At 64.8% G+C, this 19,829-nt stretch carries 15 protein-coding genes; 12 read left to right on the top strand and 3 right to left on the bottom strand.

Annotated elements, in window-relative coordinates:
- Nucleotides 1-81: 81 nt before the first annotated feature.
- Nucleotides 82-2,202 (bottom strand): bifunctional rhamnulose-1-phosphate aldolase/short-chain dehydrogenase, encoded by a 2,121-nt coding sequence (locus HNO88_RS10775; protein ID WP_184244966.1) that lies wholly within the window; start codon nt 2,200-2,202, stop codon nt 82-84.
- A 97-nt stretch (nt 2,203-2,299) separates the two neighbouring features.
- Here HNO88_RS10775 and HNO88_RS10770 point away from each other — a divergent pair, with 97 nt between their 5' ends.
- The 5 genes from HNO88_RS10770 to HNO88_RS10750 all read left to right on the top strand — a co-directional run bounded on the left by HNO88_RS10770 (nt 2,300) and on the right by HNO88_RS10750 (nt 9,811).
- Nucleotides 2,300-3,718 carry an FGGY-family carbohydrate kinase gene (locus HNO88_RS10770; protein WP_184244964.1) on the top strand — a complete coding sequence of 473 codons (1,419 nt, stop codon included), beginning with the start codon at nt 2,300-2,302 and terminating at the stop codon, nt 3,716-3,718.
- The gene (lldD, locus tag HNO88_RS10765; protein ID WP_184244962.1) at nt 3,715-4,869 is read left to right on the top strand and encodes an FMN-dependent L-lactate dehydrogenase LldD; all 1,155 of its coding nucleotides are present in this window, start codon (nt 3,715-3,717) and stop codon (nt 4,867-4,869) included. The genes HNO88_RS10770 and lldD overlap by 4 nt, the downstream gene beginning before the upstream one ends.
- Nucleotides 4,866-6,110: an MFS transporter gene (locus tag HNO88_RS10760; RefSeq protein WP_184244960.1), complete on the top strand. Its 1,245-nt coding sequence runs from the start codon at nt 4,866-4,868 to the stop codon at nt 6,108-6,110. Before lldD ends, HNO88_RS10760 begins: the two co-directional genes overlap by 4 nt.
- A gap of 18 nt (nt 6,111-6,128) precedes the next feature.
- Nucleotides 6,129-6,914, top strand: a complete 786-nt coding sequence (locus HNO88_RS10755) for a DeoR/GlpR family DNA-binding transcription regulator (protein WP_184244958.1) — start codon at nt 6,129-6,131, stop codon at nt 6,912-6,914.
- Between the two features lie 479 nt (nt 6,915-7,393).
- Nucleotides 7,394-9,811, top strand: coding sequence for a TonB-dependent receptor (locus HNO88_RS10750; RefSeq protein WP_246381550.1), 2,418 nt, complete (start codon nt 7,394-7,396; stop codon nt 9,809-9,811).
- Between the two features lie 116 nt (nt 9,812-9,927).
- On the opposite strand, the gene HNO88_RS10745 is transcribed toward HNO88_RS10750, so the two are convergent.
- Nucleotides 9,928-10,635, bottom strand: a complete 708-nt coding sequence (locus HNO88_RS10745) for a FadR/GntR family transcriptional regulator (RefSeq protein ID WP_184244954.1) — start codon at nt 10,633-10,635, stop codon at nt 9,928-9,930.
- Nucleotides 10,636-10,794: 159 nt separating this feature from the next.
- On the opposite strand from HNO88_RS10745, the gene HNO88_RS10740 reads away from it, so the two are divergent.
- The 6 genes from HNO88_RS10740 (at nt 10,795) to HNO88_RS10715 (ending at nt 16,580) form a co-directional block, all read left to right on the top strand.
- Entirely contained in the window at nt 10,795-12,267 is a 1,473-nt protein-coding gene (locus tag HNO88_RS10740; RefSeq protein WP_184244952.1) for an aldehyde dehydrogenase family protein, read from the top strand.
- A gap of 25 nt (nt 12,268-12,292) precedes the next feature.
- Entirely contained in the window at nt 12,293-13,075 is a 783-nt protein-coding gene (locus tag HNO88_RS10735; protein ID WP_184244950.1) for a carboxymuconolactone decarboxylase family protein, read from the top strand.
- 33 nt (nt 13,076-13,108) lie between these two features.
- Nucleotides 13,109-13,939 carry an NAD(P)-dependent oxidoreductase gene (locus HNO88_RS10730; protein WP_184244948.1) on the top strand — a complete coding sequence of 277 codons (831 nt, stop codon included), beginning with the start codon at nt 13,109-13,111 and terminating at the stop codon, nt 13,937-13,939.
- Entirely contained in the window at nt 13,936-14,703 is a 768-nt protein-coding gene (locus HNO88_RS10725) for an SDR family NAD(P)-dependent oxidoreductase (protein WP_184244946.1), read from the top strand. Before HNO88_RS10730 ends, HNO88_RS10725 begins: the two co-directional genes overlap by 4 nt.
- 31 nt (nt 14,704-14,734) lie before the next feature.
- Nucleotides 14,735-15,520 carry an SDR family oxidoreductase gene (locus HNO88_RS10720; RefSeq protein ID WP_184244944.1) on the top strand — a complete coding sequence of 262 codons (786 nt, stop codon included), beginning with the start codon at nt 14,735-14,737 and terminating at the stop codon, nt 15,518-15,520.
- 82 nt (nt 15,521-15,602) lie between these two features.
- Nucleotides 15,603-16,580, top strand: coding sequence for an alpha/beta hydrolase (locus tag HNO88_RS10715; RefSeq protein WP_184244942.1), 978 nt, complete (start codon nt 15,603-15,605; stop codon nt 16,578-16,580).
- Here the strand turns inward: HNO88_RS10715 and HNO88_RS10710 are convergent.
- Nucleotides 16,577-18,049: a CoA transferase gene (locus HNO88_RS10710; protein ID WP_184244940.1), complete on the bottom strand. Its 1,473-nt coding sequence runs from the start codon at nt 18,047-18,049 to the stop codon at nt 16,577-16,579. The genes HNO88_RS10715 and HNO88_RS10710 overlap by 4 nt on opposite strands.
- 107 nt (nt 18,050-18,156) lie before the next feature.
- On the opposite strand from HNO88_RS10710, the gene HNO88_RS10705 reads away from it, so the two are divergent.
- A complete protein-coding gene (locus HNO88_RS10705; protein ID WP_184244938.1) occupies nt 18,157-19,701 on the top strand; it encodes a cytochrome P450 in 1,545 nt (514 codons plus the stop codon).
- Nucleotides 19,702-19,829 lie beyond the last annotated feature (128 nt).

Genomic DNA, 19,829 nt, shown 5'->3' with positions numbered 1-19,829 from the left:
CGCACCGGGGCGAGGCTTGCTGATGCCGGGTCGGGGAGCGCCTTGACTCACCCCCCGACCCGAGCTTGACACGCGGTTCCCCTACCGCGTGAAAGCCTGTGCGTTGCCCGCGTCAACGTTGAGCATGTTGCCGGTCGACTTGGCGGACTGGTCGCCTGCGAAGAAGTACACGGCTTCCGCGATATCCGACGGCAGCACGTCGCGCTTCAACATGGAGCGCTGGCGGTAGTGCTCCTCCAGCTCCTTGCCGGAGTCGATGCCGTGGGCGCTGGCGCGCTCCTTGCGCCAATCGCCGTCCCAGATGCGGCTGCCGCGGATCACGGCATCCGGATTGACGACGTTGACGCGGATGCCGTGCGGCGCGCCCTCGAGCGCCAGGCAGCGCGCCAGATGATTGGCGGCTGCCTTGGCCGAGGCATAGGCGCTTGCGTTGGTCGCGGCGGCGACGCCGTTCTTGGAGCCGATGAACACCACGCTGGTGCCGCCTTGCGCTGCCATGCCCTTGAGCAGCGGCCAGGCCGCACGCGCGGTGAGGAAATAGCCTTGTGCCAGAACGTCGTAGTTGCGGTTCCACAACTCGATGGTGGTTTCCTCGATCGGCGCGGACGACGCGATGCCGGCGTTGGCGACGATGACGTCGAGCCCCCCGAACTCACGCGCGGTGGCCGCCACGGCCGCGGCGACCTGCGCCTCGTCCGTCACGTCGCACACGACCGACTTGACCACATCCTTGCCGAACTGCTTGGCGAAACCGCTTTCGACCTCGCCGACCGAACCGGCATCGCGATCGGCCAGCATCACGCAGGCACCATCCGCCATGAGGCGTGCCGCGGTCGCCGCGCCGATGCCGCCGGCTCCACCGGTGACCAGCGCGATGCGGCCGACCAGGGGCTTGGGCGCAGGCATGCGTTGCAGCTTGGCCTCTTCGAGCAGCCAGTACTCGATATCGAACGCTTCCTGCTCGTCCAGCGCGATGTAGTCGCCGATCGCCTCGGCCCCACGCATCACGTTGATCGCGTTGCCATAGAACTCGCCGGCAAGCCGCGCCGTGGTCTTGTCCGCCGCGAAGGTCATGCGCCCGATGCCGGGCACCAGCACCACGATCGGGTTGGGATCGCGCATCGCCGGCGAATTAGGACGCTTGCACCGCTCGTAATAAGCCTCGTACATCGCGCGATAGTCGTCGATCTTCTGCGCGAGATAGGCATCGTCGGCCAGGCGTGCGGGATCGAGCGTCAGCGGTGCGATCTTGGTGCGCAGGAAGTGGTCGGGACACGAGGTGCCGAGCGCTGCCAACCGCTCGAACTGCGCCGAATTGGTGAACTCCAGCGCCTCGGCGTCGTCCGAAAAATGGCCGACCTTGCGACGCGCGCCCGTCATCAGACCGCGCAGGCGCGGCATGAGATCGGCGGCAGCGGCAGCGCGCATCTCCGGCGACAAAGCGCCGTGGACCTCGCCGCCGAAGGACGGGCCCGCGGCAAGCTTGTCGTTTAAGTAGCCGGCGGCATCGGCGATCAGACGTACCGTGTGCTCGTAGCAGGCCTTGGCATCGTCGGCCCAGCAGATGATGCCGTGGCCGGCAAGCATCACGCCTTCGACCTGCGGGTTCGCAGCGACATAGTCGCGCAGCATGACGCCAAGAGTATAGCCCGGCCGCTTCCAGGGAAGCCAGCCGATGCGATCGCCCCAGATCGCCTGCGTTGCCGCCTCGCCGCCCGAGCTTGCCGCAAGCGCGATGATCGCGTCGGGATGGACATGATCGACATGGGCGAACGGAAGAAGCGAATGCAGCGGCGTGTCGATCGAGGCCGCGCGACCATTGAGGTTGAACGTGCAGTGCGGCAGGTAGCCGACCATCTTGTCATCGTCCTCGGGGCCCTCGTAGTGAGCGGCCAGGGCGAGCAGCTTGTCTTGGTACAGTGTCGCGAAGCCGTCCAGCTTCATCGAGCCGATGTCGCCGCCCGAACCCTTGACCCAGAGCACTTCCACCGTTTCGCCGGTCAGCGGATCCACACCCGGCAGCTTTGCCGAGGTGTTGCCGCCACCAAAGTTGGTGACGGTCAGGTCCGAGCCGAGAAGATTGGAGCGATAGAGCAGCAACTCGGGAGGCGAGAGCGTTGCCGCCACCTGATCGTCCCAGCGACTCGCTGGAACGGCGAAGGGAATGGCGGCGCTGCGGGGGGGTGCGACGGTGGTGTTCATGAGCCGCGAGGTAACATTCGCGCTTTCAATGTTCAATCGCTTTCGATACTAATCGATCATAACCAATCGCGAATTTAGTGACGAAGCTTCGGAGAGCATGGCAGGAACGGGATCATACATCGTCGTCGATGTGGGCAAGACGCTCAGCAAGGTGACCCTCTGGAACCGCGACGGGCGGCTGCTCGACCGCAAGGTCCGCAGCAATCAGTCGATCGTGCAGGACGGCGTCCGCCGGCTGGATGTCGCCGGAACGGGCACCTGGCTGCAAGACGCGCTGGCAAGCTACGCGGCCGAACCGATCGAGATGATCATCCCCGTGGCGCATGGCGCCGGCGTCGTCGCTCTGGACGGAGATCATCTGGCCTTCGCGCCGCTCGACTACGAGCAGCCGATCCCATCGGATGTCATGGCAGCGTACCGCGACGAGCGCGATCCGTTCGCCGTCACTGGCTCCCCCGCCCTGCCCGACGGGCTCAATCTGGGGGCGCAGCTGTTCTGGCTCGAACGCCTTCACCAGGCAGAAATGGCCCGCGCAACGCTGCTGCCATGGGCGCAGTACTGGAGCTGGTTCCTGAGCGGCCGCGCCGTCAGCGAAGTGACCAGCCTGGGCTGCCATACCGATCTGTGGAACCCGTCACGTGCGAGCTTCTCGCCCTTGGCGGAGCGCATGGGTTGGGCGAGAAAGTTCGCGCCGGTGGTGCCTGCCAGTGAGATCGTCGGTATGCTTCGCCCGGATCTTGCGCGGGTAACCGGCTTGCCCGAAACGGTCCGGGTGCTGGCAGGACTGCACGATTCCAATGCGGCGCTGCTGGCCGCACAGGGCTTCATGGAGATCGCCCGCAAGGAAGCGACGATTCTCTCCACCGGAACCTGGTTCGTGGCCATGCGGCTTGCACAGGAAAGCCTCACCGCCGGAACCCTGCCGGAAGCGCGCGACACCCTGGTGAACGTCAGCGCGCATGGCTGGCCGGTGCCTTCGGCCCGCTTCATGGGCGGGCGCGAGATCGAGACTGTGATCGAATTCGACACCCGGCGCGTCGACATCAAACCCGACCAGCCCAAGCTGCTCGCCGCGGTTCCGGCCTTGCTGGAGCGCGGCACGATGATGCTGCCGACGCTCGCCCCCGGTTTCGGCCCCTTCCCCGATGGCGAGGCTCGCTGGATCGGCACGCCCGACGATTGGGCCGATGACTGGCACGCCCGCCGCGCCGGAATATGCCTTTACGCCGCCTTGGTTGCCGATACCTGCCTCGACCTCATTGGCTCGAAGGAGCGGTTGCTGATCGAAGGACGCTTTGCCGAGGCCGATGTGTTCGTACGGGCGCTTGCCGCGCTGAGGCCCGACACGCAGGTGTTTGTCGCCAACGCGCACAACGATGTCTCTTTCGGAGCGCTGCGGCTCGTCAATTCGCTGCTGGAAGCCAAGGGCGGGCTGCGCCGGGTCGCGTCGCTGGAAGGCGACCTTGCCGCCTATCGCGCCAAGTGGCAGCAACAGGTGGAGCGGGTCACCGCATGATCATCGCCTCTGTCCCCGACTTTCGGGAGGCCGCTCGCCGAAGGCTGCCGCGTTTCCTGTTCGAGTACATCGACGGCGGCTCCTACGCAGAGGAGACGCTTCGCCGCAACGTGTCCGACCTGGCCGGGCTGCCCTTGCGGCAGCGCGTGCTGCGGGACGTGTCGCAGATCGATCTGTCGACCACGCTGTTCGGCCAGACCATGGCGATGCCTCTCGCGCTCGCGCCGATTGGGCTCGCAGGCCTGAACGCCCGGCGCGGCGAGGCGCAGGCAGTGCGCGCTGCGGAGCAAGCCGGCGTGCCGTTCACGTTGTCGACCGTGGGAGCCTGTCCGATCGGCGAAGTCGCGCGCGCGGCGCAGAAGCCCTTCTGGTTCCAGCTATACATGATCCGCGACCGTGCGTTCATGAAGGAACTGCTCGCACAGGCGCGCGAGGCGGGATGCTCGACCTTGGTGTTCACGGTGGACATGCCCGTACCCGGCAGCCGCTATCGCGATTACCATACCGGTCTTGCCGGATCGAGCGGCCTGAAGGGCGCGCTGTGGCGCTTCGCACAAGCGGCCTCGAAGCCGGCCTGGGCATGGGACGTCGGCTTGCGCGGTCGCCCGCACACCCTGGGCAACGTCGCCCCGGTGCTGCAGGGAAAGACGGGGATAGAGGACTTCTTCGCCTGGATGCGCAATAACTTCGATCCGACCATCAACTGGCGCGATCTCGATTTCATCCGCGCCGAGTGGAAGGGCCCGCTGATCATCAAGGGGATCCTCGATCCCGAGGACGCGCGCGAGGCAGCGGAACTCGGCGCCGATGGCGTGGTGGTGTCGAACCATGGCGGTCGACAGCTGGACGGCGTCCTCTCGAGCGCGCGCGCGCTGCCCCCGATCGCCGATGTGGTGGGGGATCGGCTTACCGTTCTGGCGGACGGCGGCATCCGCTCGGGCCTGGACGTCGTGCGCATGCTGGCACTCGGCGCGAAGGGTGTCCTGCTCGGCCGTGCCTGGGCCTGGGCCCTCGCAGCGGGGGGTGAAGCCGGTATCGCCAAGCTGCTCAAGTTGATTGAGGCGGAGATGCGCGTTGCCATGGCGCTCACCGGCACGGCCAGGATCGAAGACATAGATAGAACAATTCTCGCGGGGGAAATCGGGCGATGAGTGCGGGCGGCAAACAACAGAACTGGCGCGATACCATCCTTGCGGGGCTGGCGAACTACATCGATGCCGGGTCGATCGTGGCCGGGTCGGCCGCGCTGGCGCTATGGCAGGAGAGCTACCACCTCACGAATTCCTCGGTCGGCCTGATTGCCGCCTTCGGCCCCAATGCAATCGGCGCCGGTGTGGGCGCGCTCGTCGGCGGCTGGTTGTGCGACAAGATCGGCCGCAAGAAGATCTACCAGTGGGACATGCTGCTCTACGCGGCGGGCATGTCGCTGCTTGTATTCGCGGTGGCGCCCTGGATGATCGTCACCGGCTTCCTGATCGTCGGCCTTGCCGTGGGTGCGGACATTCCGGCCAGCTGGTCGCTGATCGCGGAGCAGGCGCCTGACGATGCCCGCGGCAAGCATTCCGGTGTCGCTCAGGTGCTTTGGTATCTGGGGCCGGTCGTCGTCCTGCTGATGAGTCTTGCGCTGACGTCACTGGGCATCCTTGGCGCACGCCTGGTCTTCGCACACCTCCTCGTGATCGCGCTCGGGCTGACGCTGTTGCGCAGCAAGATGCATGAATCCAGGCGCTGGGAAGAGTCGCAGCGCTCCGACGCGCCGCGTCTGAAAGTCTCGGAGCTTTTCCGCGGCCGCTATCTCACATCGATCCTCGGTCTCGTTGGCATGTATGGCTTCTGGAACCTGTGGTCGGGCACGAACGGCTTCTTCTTCCCCTACATCCTGCGCACCGTGGGAGCCGCCACGCAGGCGCAGTCGGTCGCGATCCAGGCGGTGTCGTTCTTCGTCGGCATGGTCTCGATCTACTTCGTCTTCATGCGGCTGTCGGACAAGGTCAACCAGCGCACGCTGTTCATCGTTTCGGCCGTGATCCAGGTGATCGGCATGGCGCTTCTGGCGCTGTTCCCGCTGACGATCCCGATCGCCTTGCTCCATGTGTTCCTGCTGCAGTTCGGCGGCGGCTTCGGCGCGCAAAGCTTTTTCCAGCTCTGGAGCTCGGAGCAGTTCCCGACCGCGCTGCGGGCGACTGCTCAAGGCGTCTGCTTTGCCGTCGTCCGGATTGCGCTGGGCATCTTCAGCTTCTTTGTGCCGATGCTCAATGCGACGGGCTTTACGAACCTGGCGTGGATACTTACCGGGTTCCTGGTAGTGAGTGGCCTGGTCGGTGCTTTCTGGGCGCCGCGGAACCAAGGCAAGTCGCTCGAACAGCTCGAGGCCGAACAGCGCGCGGCCTAAGGGGGTATCGCCAGCACCATGCATGCCGAGGAACGTGAACGCCTGATCCTGGATGCCATGGGTCAAAGCGGCTTCGTGTCCTACCGCGATCTGGAGGGAAGCCTCGATGCTTCCCCCGCCACGATCCGGCGCGACCTGACCCGCCTTGAAGAACGTGGCCGCATCCTGCGCGTTCACGGAGGCGCCAAGCTCGTCGCAGCGGACAGCCCCGACAAGACCGATCCTGGGAGCCTCGCCGGGACGCCCTTCTCCCTGTCACTTGCGCAGAACCTTGCGCGCAAGCAGGCGATCGGCAAGATGGCCGCCTCGTTGTGCCGCCCCGGCGAGGGCATCATGATCGACGGCGGCACCACGACGTTGCAGATGTGCCCTCACCTGGCCGGCCTGAACTTGCAGGTGCTCACCAACTCGCTCCACATCGTCGATGCCTTGCTGCCCCAGGCAAGCACCCGGATCCTGCTGCCCTCGGGATCGGTCTTCCGCGAGCAGAACATCATCCTTGCACCCGCCGGCGAGGATTCGATGCCCGCCTTCCACGCTCCCAAGCTGTTCATGGGTTCGGCCGCGGTCGGTTCGCGCGGCGTGATGCAGCCCGACGTCATCCTGGTAGCGGCCGAGCGACGGCTGATCGATCGCGCGGAGGAAGTCATACTGCTGGTCGACAGCAGCAAGTTCCGCCGAAGTTCGGGTGCGATCGTCTGCGGCCTGGCAGAGGTCGACGTCTTGATCACGGACGCCGACATCGACGAGGCAAGCAGGGAGCTCGTGCGATCGGCCGGCATCCGGCTCATGATCGCTGCCTAGCGATCGACGCGTCAGGCAAGTGCCCTCACCGGCTGCCTCCTCGACGTTAGCAAGCCGCGCACTGCAAGTGCTGACGCAACCGACTCACCAGATTTGGGCGGCTGATGGTGCAGGCGTCGGCCGCCTTCGTTCATGTTGGCGACCTGCTCCGAGGAGGCGGGAGTCGGACGGATTGAGCACGTGCTAAAGCGTTTGTTGAGGCCTTCGGGCGGTTGTTCGACGCAGGCTTGAAGCGGCTGCCAACGCGAAAATGACGCCGCAGCGTTTCTCGCCGCAGAGACGTTGACGCGCCTCCGTGCACCTGACTATGAGACTGGCAATCGCATAGGTCGCGGCGTTGTTGCTCGTAGCTGCCCGGGGCAGCTGCGATCCATGGCGTTGGTCCGACAATCATGTTCAAGGAGAGGGTTTAAGTGACTCGTATGCCAATCAGGCTCACGCTGTTCGTGACGACATCGGTTGCATGGGCAGTTCCGGCTATGGCTCAGAGCGCCGGCGGTGATATCGTCGTGACCGCTCGCCGTACCGAGGAGCGCCTGCAAGACGTTCCGATCTCGATCTCGGTCTTCAACCAGGAACAGATCAGCAATCGCAACGTCGTATCGGGCGCCGATCTCGCCACCTATACTCCGTCGCTGTCAGCAAACTCGCGCTACGGCGAGGAGACGGCCACGTTCGCCATTCGCGGCTTCACTCAGGAAAGCTTCACCTCTCCGTCCGTGGCGATCTACTTCGCCGACGTGATCGGGCCGCGTGCACAAGGTGGTACGCCGGGTGGCAACGGCGCCGGTGTCGGCCAGTTCTTCGACCTGCAGAACGTTCAGGTCCTCAAGGGTCCCCAAGGCACGCTGTTCGGCCGCAACACCACGGGCGGCGCCGTGTTGATCACCCCGCAACGCCCGACGAGCAATCTCGAAGGTTATGTCGAGGGCTCTTACGGCAACTATGACATGTACCGTGTGCAGGGCGTCATCAACGTCCCGCTGAGCGACACGTTCAAGGTACGCGCCGGCTTCGACCGGATGAAGCGCGACGGCTACCTCAAGAACCGCAGCGGTATCGGCGCCAGCGACTTTGCGGATGTCGACTACTGGGCGGTGCGCCTGGGTGTCCTGGCCGAGCTGACGCCCGACCTCGAGAGCTACACGCTTGCCCGCTACAGCCATTCCAAGACCAACGGCATCGCCAGCCGCGTGGCGCTGGTCGCCGGCTGCGGCAACAACCTTCAGCCGGCCCCCGGCACGGCCACATACCTCGCGCCGCTCAATTGCCAGACTCTCCAGCGTGCGCAAGCGCGTGGCGACGGCTATTGGGACGTGGACACCAACCACCCCAACCCGTTCCTCGAGATCGACCAGTGGGGCGTGTCGAACACGACCACATGGAACGTCAGCGACAACGTGACGATCAAGAACACGGCCAGCTACCAGGAATTTCGCCAGTCGCAGGCCTTCAACATCGCCTCAGACAATCTGACCGCCCCGGCGACCACTCCGTTCGGCACGCCGAACCCTTATGCAGGCCAGCCCTTCACCTGGGTCGGCCTCTACGACGATCCCACGTACGCCGGTATCGCTCAGTGGACGGCTACCGAGGAGTTGCAACTTCAGGGCCGCACGACAGACGGCACGCTGACATACGTGCTGGGCGGGTATTACGAGAAGAGTGGACCTTCCGATCCGTTCCAGGGTGCCGTCTCGCCGATCACCTATGATGTCGGGGCGACCTATTCGTCGCTGAGCTGCACCAATGTCGCGGCTTATCAGTGTAACCCGATCAATGGCCTCGGCCTGCCGGCAGGGATCATCCCCGGCCTGATCCAGAACTCGCTGACGCGCTACCGCTATCGCAATGCCGGTTTCTTCGGACAGGCTACCTACAAGTTCACCGATCAGTTCTCGGTCACGGGCGGCCTGCGTTACACGATGGACAAGGTCGTGGGTGAAGGCGGGACGCGTCAAGCGCTCTTCTTCGCGCCAAACGCCCCTGCGTTCGTCTGCGCCGTCGATCCCACGCGGCCGGCTCCCGGCGGCGAAAGCTGCCTCCAGCGGATCACGCAAAGTTCCAACAAGCCGACATGGCTGATCGATGTCGACTACAAGCCGAACTCGGACCTGCTGTTCTACGCCAAGTACGCGCGGGGATATCGCCAGGGCAACGTGAACGCATCGAACACCACGCCGATCTCCTGGGGACCGGAGAAAGTCGATTCGTACGAGTTGGGCGCCAAGGCCTCTTTCCGCGGCGCGGTGAACGGCTACTTCAATCTCGCGGCCTTCTATAACGACTTCTCGAACCAGCAGCTCACTGCGAATCTCTTCCCGGACCTGACGATCCCGGGCAACACGGCCTCACCTTCTCAGGCGATCGTGAACGCAGGAAAGTCGCGGATACAGGGTATCGAGGTCGATACTGCCATCAATCGCGACGGTCTCGGACTCGCCGTGGGCTACACCTACCTCGACACCAAGCTGAAGTCCTACTCGGCACCGGTTTTCCCGGGTTATCTGCCGGCCTCGTCAGGAGCCCGCGTCGGTGGTGTGCTGCCCCAATCGCCGAAGCACAAGGTGATCGTCACGCCATCCTACACGCTGCCGCTGGACGACAGCATCGGCAAGATCGCGCTGAGTGCGACCTATGTCTACACCTCGAAGCAGGTGACCTTCGAACAGTCTCCGCTCGGCGTGCTGCCGTCCAATCAGATCGTCAACTTCAACCTCAACTGGAACAACGTCGCGGGAAGCCCGATCGATGCATCGGCCTTCATCACCAACGCGTTCAATGAAAAGTACCCGGTCTATATCAGCTATTCGTATCCCTCGACGGGAGCCGAAGGCCTGATCCTGGGTCAGCCGCGGATGTACGGCCTCCGCCTGCGAGTGAAATTCGGCGAATAGGAACATCGCACGTGATCCCGAGGGAAGCCGACGGCTCCCCTCGGGCGCTCGTCACGCGTCTGACAGTCGCACGAGAGGCTCGCGGTGGTCATGACTTGGTCGAGATCACCGATCCGTCATGCCTCTCCACGAGCGCCATGCAGATGCGCCAGAACCATTGCACGGTTCTGGCGGTTTGCCTCGAATTTGGTCAGTTCGGGATCGTTTGCCAGGATGGCGTTAATGATACGGGCCCGACCCTCGCTCCAGTGCGTCAGGCCATTGCCGTATCGATGGATACGCCTACCCTCTTGCGATGTCGAGTACTGCAGGGTGACGCGCGTCAGCATCTCGAAGAGCGGTCTGCGGACCATGCGGAACAGCAGTTCCTGAAACTCGACTTCGAACGTCGCGATTTCCTGGCTCGCGCCCACAGGCAATCGCGTCGACAGGACCCGCAACTCCTCGCGCAGAGCTTCATCCCGACACGATGCAGCGGCCGTCGCCAACTCGTTGAACAGCAACGAGGTCATGTCCAGCGCCTCTTCGAAAGTCGCCGGGTTCAGCCGCATGTAGGAGTGAAGCGCCCGTTCGAGCGCCGCCTCGTCCGGGCGCGCTCCGAAATAGCCTCCTCCGGGTCCTCGCCGCACCTCCAGCAGGCCTTCGTGCTCGAGCACCCGGGCCACCTGCTGCAGCGTGACGATGCCGACGTCGAGCGAGCGTGCCAGCTCGTGAAGGGATCCGATGAGTGCTCCCGGCTCCGCCGCGAAGATGCGCTCGCGAAGGATGTCGGTGGTTTTCGCCACCAGGTTGCGGGTAGAGGCAGACGTTCGATCGCGGGGCATGCCTGCTCCTTATTACATGCACATAATTGCTCGTAGGAGAGCTATTCCACGCCGTGATGGCGCAAATCAAGTCAATTGACTGCATGTCTCAAGGTCAACTAGGCTCTGGGCCAAGATTGCAAGAAAGCGCGTTCAGCGCGCCATACAGGAGAGAATGAGATGGGCTTCCAGCACCCCGACATCTCGCAATTCCCGGAACACTCGCTCGTCATCGGCGACAGCCGCGCCAGTGCAGGCAACGGCGAGACTTTCGCGCACGTCTATCCCGCCACCGGCAAGGTCACTCGCGAGTTTCGCGGCGCGAGCGCCGAGGATGTCGATCGTGCGGTCGCGGCGGCCAAGGCCGCGCAGCCGGCATGGCGCGCCCTCCCCGGAGACAAGCGTCGCGACCTGATGTTCCGGCTCGCCGCCATCATCGAGGCCGAGGCGAGCGCGATGTCGCCGCTGCTCACCGCCGAGAACGGATCGATCCTGATCGCCGGCGGACACATGAGCGCCGATGCCGCGCAGAAGTTCCGGTACTATGGTGGCTGGGCCGACAAGATCGACGGCCGTACCGTCTCTACCTGGGGTGGGCCGGCTCACGACTACGTCGCATACGAGCCGTTCGGCACGATCGGCATCATCGTGCCGTGGAATGGCCCGCTGTTCGCGGCGACGATGGTGATGGCGCCCGCCCTCGCGGTCGGCAACTGCATCGTCCTCAAGGCGCCGGAACTGGCGCCATGGTCGATCATGAAGCTGATGGAACATGTCCAGGCGGCAGGCTTTCCCGCCGGCGTCGTGAACCTCGTCACCGGCGGCCCCGAAGTGGGTGAGGCGATGGTGTCGCATCCCGGCATCGACAAGATCGAGTTCATCGGCAGCGGTGCCACCGCGCGCAAGATCCTGGCAAGCGCGGCCGAGACGCTCAAGCCGGTCGGCCTCGAACTGGGCGGCAAGTCGGCGGTGCTGGTGTTCGCCGACGCGAACTTGCAGGATGCGGCGAAGCGCGGTCTTTCCGGTGCGGTCAGTGCGCACGGCCAGGGCTGCGTCAACGGCACGCGACTGCTGGTCGAGCGGTCGATCTATGAGCCCTACATCCAGATGGTCACCGCGATGTCGGCCCACGTGAAGATCGGCGATCCATTCCAGATGGACACCTTCATGGGCCCCATCATCTCGGAGACTTCGCTCAACCGCATCCACGGCATGGTGCAGAAAGCGGCGTCACTCGGCGGTCGCGTCCTTACCGGCGGTGAGCGCCTTGGCGGCGATCATGCCGAGGGTTACTACTATCCCATCACTGTCCTGGCCGATGTCGAACACGGCACCGAACTCGCGCAGCAGGAAGTGTTCGGGCCGGTTCTGGCCATCACTCCCTTTGACAGCGAGGAGGAGGCGATCGCGCTTGCCAACGGCACCGACTACGGTCTGGGAGCCTACATCCACACCACCAATCTCGCGCGCGCGCACCGGGTCGCGAACCAGATGCAAGCGGGCCAGGTGCAGGTGAACGGAAGTGGCGAGGCGATGACGCCTTGCGTTCCGTTCGGCGGCATGAAGCATTCCGGTCACGGCCGGCTCGGCGGTATCGAGGGTCTTCGCGAATTCCAGCAAGTGCGCAATGTGTGGGTCAATCTAAACGGCTGAACAACGGCCGACCGGGAGAGAGACAATGACTATGCTGACCCCTGAGGATCGCACGGCCAGAGGCCTTGCGACTGAAGCCGAAGTCACTGCGCGAACAGCGAACGAACCTTCGACGTTGCTGGAGGAATCATGGCGGGACTTCGTCTACGCCGAAGTGTGGTCACGGCCCGGCCTGCCGCGTCGCCCACGGTTCCTCGTCGCCATCGCCACGGCGGTGACCTGCAACTTCGAGGACAGCCGCATCGACGATTTCGTGCGCGGTGCCCTTGTCGGCAAGCACATCTCGCTTGCCGAGTTGCGGGAGGCCGCTCTCCACTTGGCGGTATATGCTGGCTGGGGCAACGGCGGGCGCCTGGACCGCTCAGTGAGCCGGGTCGCGGCTGAGCTCGGGCTGCCGCCGGCCGAAGTGCCGCCCATCCGTGCCGAAGCCTGGGACCCCGAAGTCCGCAGCCGCAACGGTCACAACGAATTCGACAAGGTCATGACCTTCCCGCCGGGACCGCCCAACACCCCCTACCTGGAAGGCATCAACAACTTCGTCTTCGGCGAGATGTGGTGCCGCCGTGGCCTGGATGAGGCTTCGCGCCGGTGGATCACCCTCGTCGGCGTTTGCGAATCCGGTGCGGAGATCCCGATCCGCAGCCACATCCACGCCGCGATGGCGAGCGGCAACTGCCAGCCGGAAGAGATGCTCGAGTTCGTGCTGCAGTATGGCACGCACGCTGGCTGGCCCAAGGCCTCGCGCATGCAAATGGTCATCCTGGAGATGATCGAGAAAGTGAAGAAGGGACTGCCATGGCACGGCTGATCCGCGATCCAGCGAACGGGGGCATGCCGGGACATGGCTGAAATCAAGCAAAGACGAACCGGCTTCATCGGCCTGGGATCGCAGGGTGCACCGATCGCCGAGCGGATGCTGCTGGCAGGTCACTCCCTGACAGTCTGGGCCAGGCGGCCCGAGTCCGCTCAGGATCTGGTCGGCAAGGGCGCGGTTCTGGCCCAGTCCGTCGAGGACCTGGCGAAGACTTGCGACTATGTCGGTGTCTGCGTGGTTGACGATGCCGGCGTCGAAGATGTCTGCAGCAAGCTTATCCCCGCGCTCGCGGCGGGTAGCGTGCTCGTGATCCACTCCACCATCCTGCCCTCGACGTGCGAGGATCTGGCCCGTCGCTGCGCGGAGGCGGGGATCCAGTTCCTGGATGCGCCGGTCAGCGGCGGCTCGCCGGCTGCGTCGGCGGGAACGTTGACGGTCATGTGCGGCGGCACGCCCGAAACCTTCGAGCACGCCCTTCCCGTACTGCAGACTTTCGGCAGCAAGATCGTGCATCTTGGTCCCGCCGGGTCGGCCCAGCAGGCAAAGATCATCAACAACTCGCTGATGGCCGCCAACATGGGTCTTGCGTTCAGTGCGCTCGACATCGCCGATAAGGTCGGCGTCGACCGCGCCGCGCTGAGCGACCTGATCAAGCATTCGAGCGGCCGCAGCTTCGGCTTCGAGGTCTTCGCGCGGCTGCCGACGCCCGACGCATTCGCGCATGGCGCGAAGTTGCTGCTCAAGGATGTCGAACTCCTCGGCTCCATGCTGGGCCCGGACGCAGGCGCGAACGCGCTGGCAACGGCCGCCCTTCCATTCCTCGACGCCACGGGCGCTACCAGGAAGACCGATCGATGACCATTTTCCAGAACACCGATCTCCAAGGCAAGGCAGCGCTGGTCACCGGCGCCGCGTCGGGCCTTGGCCGCACGACCGCGTTGAAGCTTGCGTCAGTCGGCGCCAGCGTGTTCCTTGTCGACGTCAACGAGGAGGCGCTTGCCGAGACGGCTTCGCTGCTTGGCATCGGGACCGAAAAAGTCGCGACGCAAGTCGCCGACCTGTCCGATCCTGCCGCTTGCCAGGCGGTCGTCGATGCTGCCGTGCAGAAGTTCGGGCGCCTCGACGCGCTCTGCAACGTCGCGGGCCTCATCTATCTTGCGAACACGCCGGACATGCCGCTGGCTCAGCTGCAGCGCACCATCGACGTCAACCTGATGGCGCCCTTCATCCTCTCGCAGGCAGCCATCCCGCACTTGCTGGAGAACAATGGCGCCATCGTGAACGTGGCGTCTTCCGCAAGCTACATCGGCGAGGCCTATGCCGCTGCCTATTGCGCCAGCAAGTGGGGGATCGTGGGCATGACCAAGGCGATGGCCATGGAATTCCAGAAGAAGCCGATCCGCATCAATGCGGTGGCTCCCGGTGGCATGATCACGAACATCGCGACCAACTTCGTCCCGCCCGAGAACTGCGACTTCGAACTGCTCAAGCGCTTCTCAGGCATGCGCGGCACGGTCGAGACCGAGGACGTGGCCGACATGATCGTCCTGCTCGCCTCCGATGCGGGCCGCGGCTTCCACGGCGCCTGCATCTCGATCGATGCCGGCATCACCGCCGGCTGATCCGCCTATCATCCCGCTTAAGGAACCAACAATGACCTTCTCACTCGATCAATTCCGCCTGGACGGCAAAGTGGCCGTGATCACCGGCGCCGGCGGCCGGGGCAATTCGATCGGCCGCGCCTATGCGATGGGCCTTGCTGCCGCCGGAGCGGCGATCGTCGTTGCCGATCTCAACGGAGACGGAGCGCAAGCCGTGGCCGACGAGATCAAGGCAAGCGGCGGCAAGGCCCTGGGTGTCCAGGTCGATGTCGCCGACGAGGCTTCGACGCTGGCGATGGGCAAGGCGGCAACTGCCGAATTCGGCGGTGTCGACATCCTGATCAACAACGCAGCCCTGATGGTCGACATCAGCTACGACAATTGCGAGACGATCAGCCTGGAAGCGTGGAACAAGGCTTTCGCGGTCAATCTCAACGGCGCCCTGCTCTGCGCCCGCGCAGTAATCCCTTCCATGCGTGAGCGTGGCGGTGGCCGCATCATCAACCAGACCTCGGGCGGAGCGTTCCCGGCCACCGGCCTTTACGGCATCTCCAAGCTGGCGCTGGTCGGCCTGACGACGACGCTCGCCAAGCAGTTCGGCAAGGACAAGATCACCTGCAATGCGATCGCTCCGGGCAACGTGACGTCGGATGCCGGCAAGATGCTGGTGCCGGATGATTCGCCGTTCATCCAGTTCCTCAACATGACCTGCGCCCTTCGCGCCCGCGGTGCGCCTGAAGAGCTCGTCGGCACCGCCTTGCTGCTGTGCTCCGAAGCTGGCGCCTGGATCTCTGGCCAGACCATCCATGTCGACGGTGGATGGGTCATGCGTCCCTGATCCTCGCCCCGAGAAGGGCAGCGCGGCGAGAGGAACGGGCGGGCGCCTGAGACGCTCGGCGTCCATCAAACGGGGACAAGCGATGACCAAATCACCTCTCGACGCCGTCGCCCCCGAATTGCGACAGGCCCTGTCGTCCTTCCCTCCGCTGGACTTCAGCCAGGGTCTGGAGGCTTACCGCCAGCCCCTTCGCGGACTAGTGGTGCCGCCTCCGGAGGGGCCACTCGCGTCCGTAGACCGCGAGGAGCGCTTCGTGCCGGGGGGTGCGGACAGCCCGGACGTGCGGGTGCTGCTCTACTCGCCGCCCGGCGATACGACAGAGCCAAGGCCGGCTGTCTTGCACATCCACGGCGGCGGCTTCGTTCTCGGAACGCCCGAACTAAACGATGTCGCAAACCGGGCAATGGCACTCGAGCTTGGCGCTCTCGTCGTCTCGGTGGAGTACCGCCTGGCGCCCGAGGTGGCTTGGCCGGGTGCACTCCACGACTGCTACGCGGCCCTGTGCTGGCTGCACGACAATGCCGCGCAGATCGGCGTCGACCCCTCCCGCATCGCGGTAGCGGGCGAGAGTGCCGGCGGAGGTCATGCCGTCGCGCTCGCGCTCCACGCGCGCGATCAAGGCGGGCCCGATATCCGGCTTCAGGTGCTTGACGCGCCCATGCTGGACGATCGCACGGGTGTGACCGGTGAGCCTCATCCGCATTGCGGCCAGTTCGTCTGGAAGGCAGAAACGAACCGCTTCGGCTGGAGCGCGCTGCTGGGGCAGGACGCGGGCGGACCTGATGTGCCGGCCGCGGCGGTACCCGCCAGAGCCACCGACCTCGCCGGGCTGGCGCCGACCTTCATCACGGTCGGGGCGCTGGACCTGCTTTTGGACGAGAGTCTCGAATGGACGCGGCGCCTGGCGCTTGCGGGGGTGCCGGTGGAGCTTCACGTCATCCCCGGTGCCTACCATGGCTTCTCGCTCGCATCGGGCACTCCGCAAGTGCAGCAGATCGAACAGCTGCGCACCCAGGCACTGGCCCGCGCCTTCCGCATGGCGAGCGCCAACCGCGGCTAAAGCCACTGCAGGTCTGACGATCCGCGCGGTACCAGGACCGGATCGTAGCGCCCGGGCGTGAGGGACATGGAGACCTGATCGGTCACTCCCTGGTAGATCCCCATGGGTGTCTGGGCGCGGAAGGTTTCGGGATCGCGGTACTCGTGTTCGGGCGATGATCCTGCGGTGCGTAGCGCCCACTCGCGGTCGAAGATGCCGAGGGAGAGTATCCACAGCGCAACCCGCGTCAAAGAGACATGGACGTGATAGGAACCCCCTTCCTCGGCCCGTCTGCGCAAGGCCGCGACGATGCCAATCTGCGCGAGCCATGCCGTCAGGTAATCGTTGACCACGCCGATCGGAGGTAGTTCCGGCGCCTCGTCCGAGCCCTGAAGCGCCAGGAAGCCGGTCACCGCGCCAGCGGACTGGTCGAACCCCGGCCGCTGCACCCATGGCCCGGTCAGGCCGTGCAGGGAAACCGAGACGTAGATGATGCCGGGCCGTTCGCGGGCGACGTCTTCGGGCGTCAGACCGGCCTCACGCAGGAACGCGGGACGCCGGTTGTGGAAGAAGATATCGGCGTCGCGCAGCAGGTCGACGATCCGGGCGCGATCGTGGCGCGGTACGATCCAGGACGATCGCAGGCCGACATTCGCGCTGGCATAGATCGGCTCAAGCTCGGCCTCGCCCAGCTTCCACAAGTTGAGCACATCCGCGCCGTGGAGCGCGAGCGAGCGGCCAAGCCCCGCCCCGGCAATGACATGGCCCATACCGAGCGCGCGATACCCGGAGAACGGCTGCTCGCCCAAGGGCAGCAGTGGCTCGCACGGCGCATCGCCGATCCGGCTGATCTCGATCAAGGGCATCTCGGCCAGCACATCCTGGTACTGATCCTCGGCCAAAAACTCCGGAAGACTGCGGACCATCGGCAAGACGAGCCCCGCCTCTTCGCCAGCCTGCTCCAGCGCAAGTGCGTCCCACTGGCCGATCGCCTCTGCCACCGGCTCATAGGTGAGCGGCACTCCCAGCAGCTTCTGCGCCCGCAAACGGAGGCCGGGGTACATCGCCTGCGGCAGCACCCAGCGGTTGTCACGCGTCCGGAACAGGGTGGCGCCCAGGACGTTGCCCGTTTCCACCGTGGGGACCGCGGGAAAGCGGCCGAGCAATTCCCATTTGCCGTCATAGAAAGGGCAGAGACGGTGTGGCGTCGGCCGTAGATCGACGGAGATGTCCTGGCCCGGACCACCCCGCCAGCGGTGCAGAGCGGCCGCCGCGATCGACTTGCCGAGAAGCGCAATCGTTGCCGCTCCCCCGATGCGCATCGGACTTGCGATGACGGGGTCGGCCCCGACGTGGGTCACCGTGCCTCCCGCATCGTCCACGTGCAGCGCGGCCGCGCCGAGCACCTCGTCGAGCGCCGCTCTCAGATCGAAGCCGGCATGCGCGATCCTGTTGGCGTAAGCCTGTCGCAGCTTCAACGTCAGGTCCATCGGCGCTCTCCCACCCACTCGTTTTCATCCTCGGGCCGCCATCGACTTGACGTTTGGAGGCGCGGGATTTAAGCGACATACTATCGCATAGAGAAGGCCTACCATCAATGAACGAGCTCGTGAACCGCGACTATTTCACCGACTACGAGGTCCTGAAAGACCCGTATGCATGGTTCGAAGCCGTGCGCGAGCATGGCCCAATCTACCAGCCGGAAGGTCGCGATTATCTCGTCGTCACTGGCTTTGCCGAGACGCTGGAGATCATGCGCAACACCAATGATTTCTCCGCCATCATCGGCCTGCAGGGCGCGGCGCTTCCGCTTCCCTTCACCCCGGAAGGCTCGGACATCACCGACCAGATCGAGGCTCACCGTCTCGACTTTCACGGCGGCGACCTGCTGGTGAACCTCGATGACAAGCCGCACACCAACATGCGCGCGCTGGTCAACACGCTGTTCACGCCTTCGCGTCTGAAGGCGAACGAAGCCTTCTTCGACGACTTTGCCGACCGCATGGTGCGCAAGGCGGTTGCCAAGGGGCAGATCGATCTGGTCAAGGAGATCGCAACCCCGTTCGTGACCATGGTCATCGCTGACCTTCTCGGCGTTCCGATGGAAGATCGGCAGAAGTTCATGGACGTCATTGCCCAAGCGCCTTGCCCGGGCAACCTCGAGGGCGACATGGCTCTCGACGAGGAGAACCATCCGTTCGCGATCATGGGATCGTACTTTGCCGGTTACGTGTTCGATCGCGTCGCCAATCCGCGCGATGACGTGCTGACCGAGCTGGTCCAGGGCACGTATCCGGATGGCACCAAGCCGGAACCCACCGACATCGTGAAGCTGGGCATGTTCATGTTCGGCGCGGGTCAGGATACCAGCGCCAAGCTGCTGGGTAACGCCATGCGCTATATCGTCGACGTGCCCGGTTTGCAGGAAGAGCTTCGTGCGGATCCCTCGCTCGTGCCTGCACTGATCGAGGAAGTGCTGCGACTGGAAGGTTCGACCAAGCAGACGGCCCGCCTCGCCCGCCGAGACACCAAGGTCGGCGACCTGGAGGTTCCCGCCGGCACCAAGATCCTTCTGGCGATCGCGGCAGCCAATCGTGACCCACGCCGCTGGGAAGATCCCAACGCGTTTGTGCTGAAGCGCCCGCGCATCAAGGAGCATGTCGCCTTCGGACGCAGCGCCCACACCTGCGCCGGCGCCCCCCTCGCCCGCGTCGAGGTTCGCGTGATCCTGGAGAAGTTCCTGGAGCACACCAGCAACATCGAGATCGACGAGAACAAGCACGGCCCCAAGGGTCAGCGCGATCTCGACTTCGAGCCGAGCTTCATCATCCGCGGCCTGTCCGAATTGCAGGTGAAGCTGACGCCCTCCGCGAACTTCAAGCCGGTAGAGCCTGAGGCCGCGCCGGCCGCAGCGCCCGCCAAGGCGCTGTCGACGCAGGAGACCAAGATCGGCGACTTGCTTGCGAACGACGCCGCCAAGGCCGTCCTCGACAAGCACCTTCCCGGCATGAGCAGCGACAAGCAGCTTGCCATGGCGTCCGGCATGACGCTTCGGGCCATCCAGGCGTTCGCTCCGGGACAGCTCACCACTGAGATACTCGATGCGGTAGACGCCGACCTGGCATCGCTGTCCCACGCCTGAGACGCATAACAAGGGGGAAGCGCGGCTCCGCTGCGCTTCCCCCTTGTCGCGACTGTTCTGGACCAGCTGACATCGTTTCATGGCGCTTCGCCCACCAGACTACACGCATCTTGTGTTTGACTAATTCG

The organism is Novosphingobium chloroacetimidivorans (genome assembly GCF_014204535.1).
In the GTDB taxonomy this organism is placed as follows: Bacteria; Pseudomonadota; Alphaproteobacteria; order Sphingomonadales; family Sphingomonadaceae; genus Novosphingobium; species Novosphingobium chloroacetimidivorans.
This window is presented reverse-complemented; position numbering and strand designations above follow the sequence as displayed.

Bases quoted from the DNA above. Each gene is read 5' to 3' on its own strand.
- HNO88_RS10775 (WP_184244966.1), bottom strand. From the start codon at position 2,202: ATGAACACCACCGTCGCACCCCCCCGCAGCGCCGCCATTCCCTTCGCC.
- HNO88_RS10770 (WP_184244964.1), top strand. From the start codon at position 2,300: ATGGCAGGAACGGGATCATACATCGTCGTCGATGTGGGCAAGACGCTC.
- lldD (WP_184244962.1), top strand. From the start codon at position 3,715: ATGATCATCGCCTCTGTCCCCGACTTTCGGGAGGCCGCTCGCCGAAGG.
- HNO88_RS10760 (WP_184244960.1), top strand. From the start codon at position 4,866: ATGAGTGCGGGCGGCAAACAACAGAACTGGCGCGATACCATCCTTGCG.
- HNO88_RS10755 (WP_184244958.1), top strand. From the start codon at position 6,129: ATGCATGCCGAGGAACGTGAACGCCTGATCCTGGATGCCATGGGTCAA.
- HNO88_RS10750 (WP_246381550.1), top strand. From the start codon at position 7,394: ATGGCTCAGAGCGCCGGCGGTGATATCGTCGTGACCGCTCGCCGTACC.
- HNO88_RS10745 (WP_184244954.1), bottom strand. From the start codon at position 10,635: ATGCCCCGCGATCGAACGTCTGCCTCTACCCGCAACCTGGTGGCGAAA.
- HNO88_RS10740 (WP_184244952.1), top strand. From the start codon at position 10,795: ATGGGCTTCCAGCACCCCGACATCTCGCAATTCCCGGAACACTCGCTC.
- HNO88_RS10735 (WP_184244950.1), top strand. From the start codon at position 12,293: ATGACTATGCTGACCCCTGAGGATCGCACGGCCAGAGGCCTTGCGACT.
- HNO88_RS10730 (WP_184244948.1), top strand. From the start codon at position 13,109: ATGGCTGAAATCAAGCAAAGACGAACCGGCTTCATCGGCCTGGGATCG.
- HNO88_RS10725 (WP_184244946.1), top strand. From the start codon at position 13,936: ATGACCATTTTCCAGAACACCGATCTCCAAGGCAAGGCAGCGCTGGTC.
- HNO88_RS10720 (WP_184244944.1), top strand. From the start codon at position 14,735: ATGACCTTCTCACTCGATCAATTCCGCCTGGACGGCAAAGTGGCCGTG.
- HNO88_RS10715 (WP_184244942.1), top strand. From the start codon at position 15,603: ATGACCAAATCACCTCTCGACGCCGTCGCCCCCGAATTGCGACAGGCC.
- HNO88_RS10710 (WP_184244940.1), bottom strand. From the start codon at position 18,049: ATGGACCTGACGTTGAAGCTGCGACAGGCTTACGCCAACAGGATCGCG.
- HNO88_RS10705 (WP_184244938.1), top strand. From the start codon at position 18,157: ATGAACGAGCTCGTGAACCGCGACTATTTCACCGACTACGAGGTCCTG.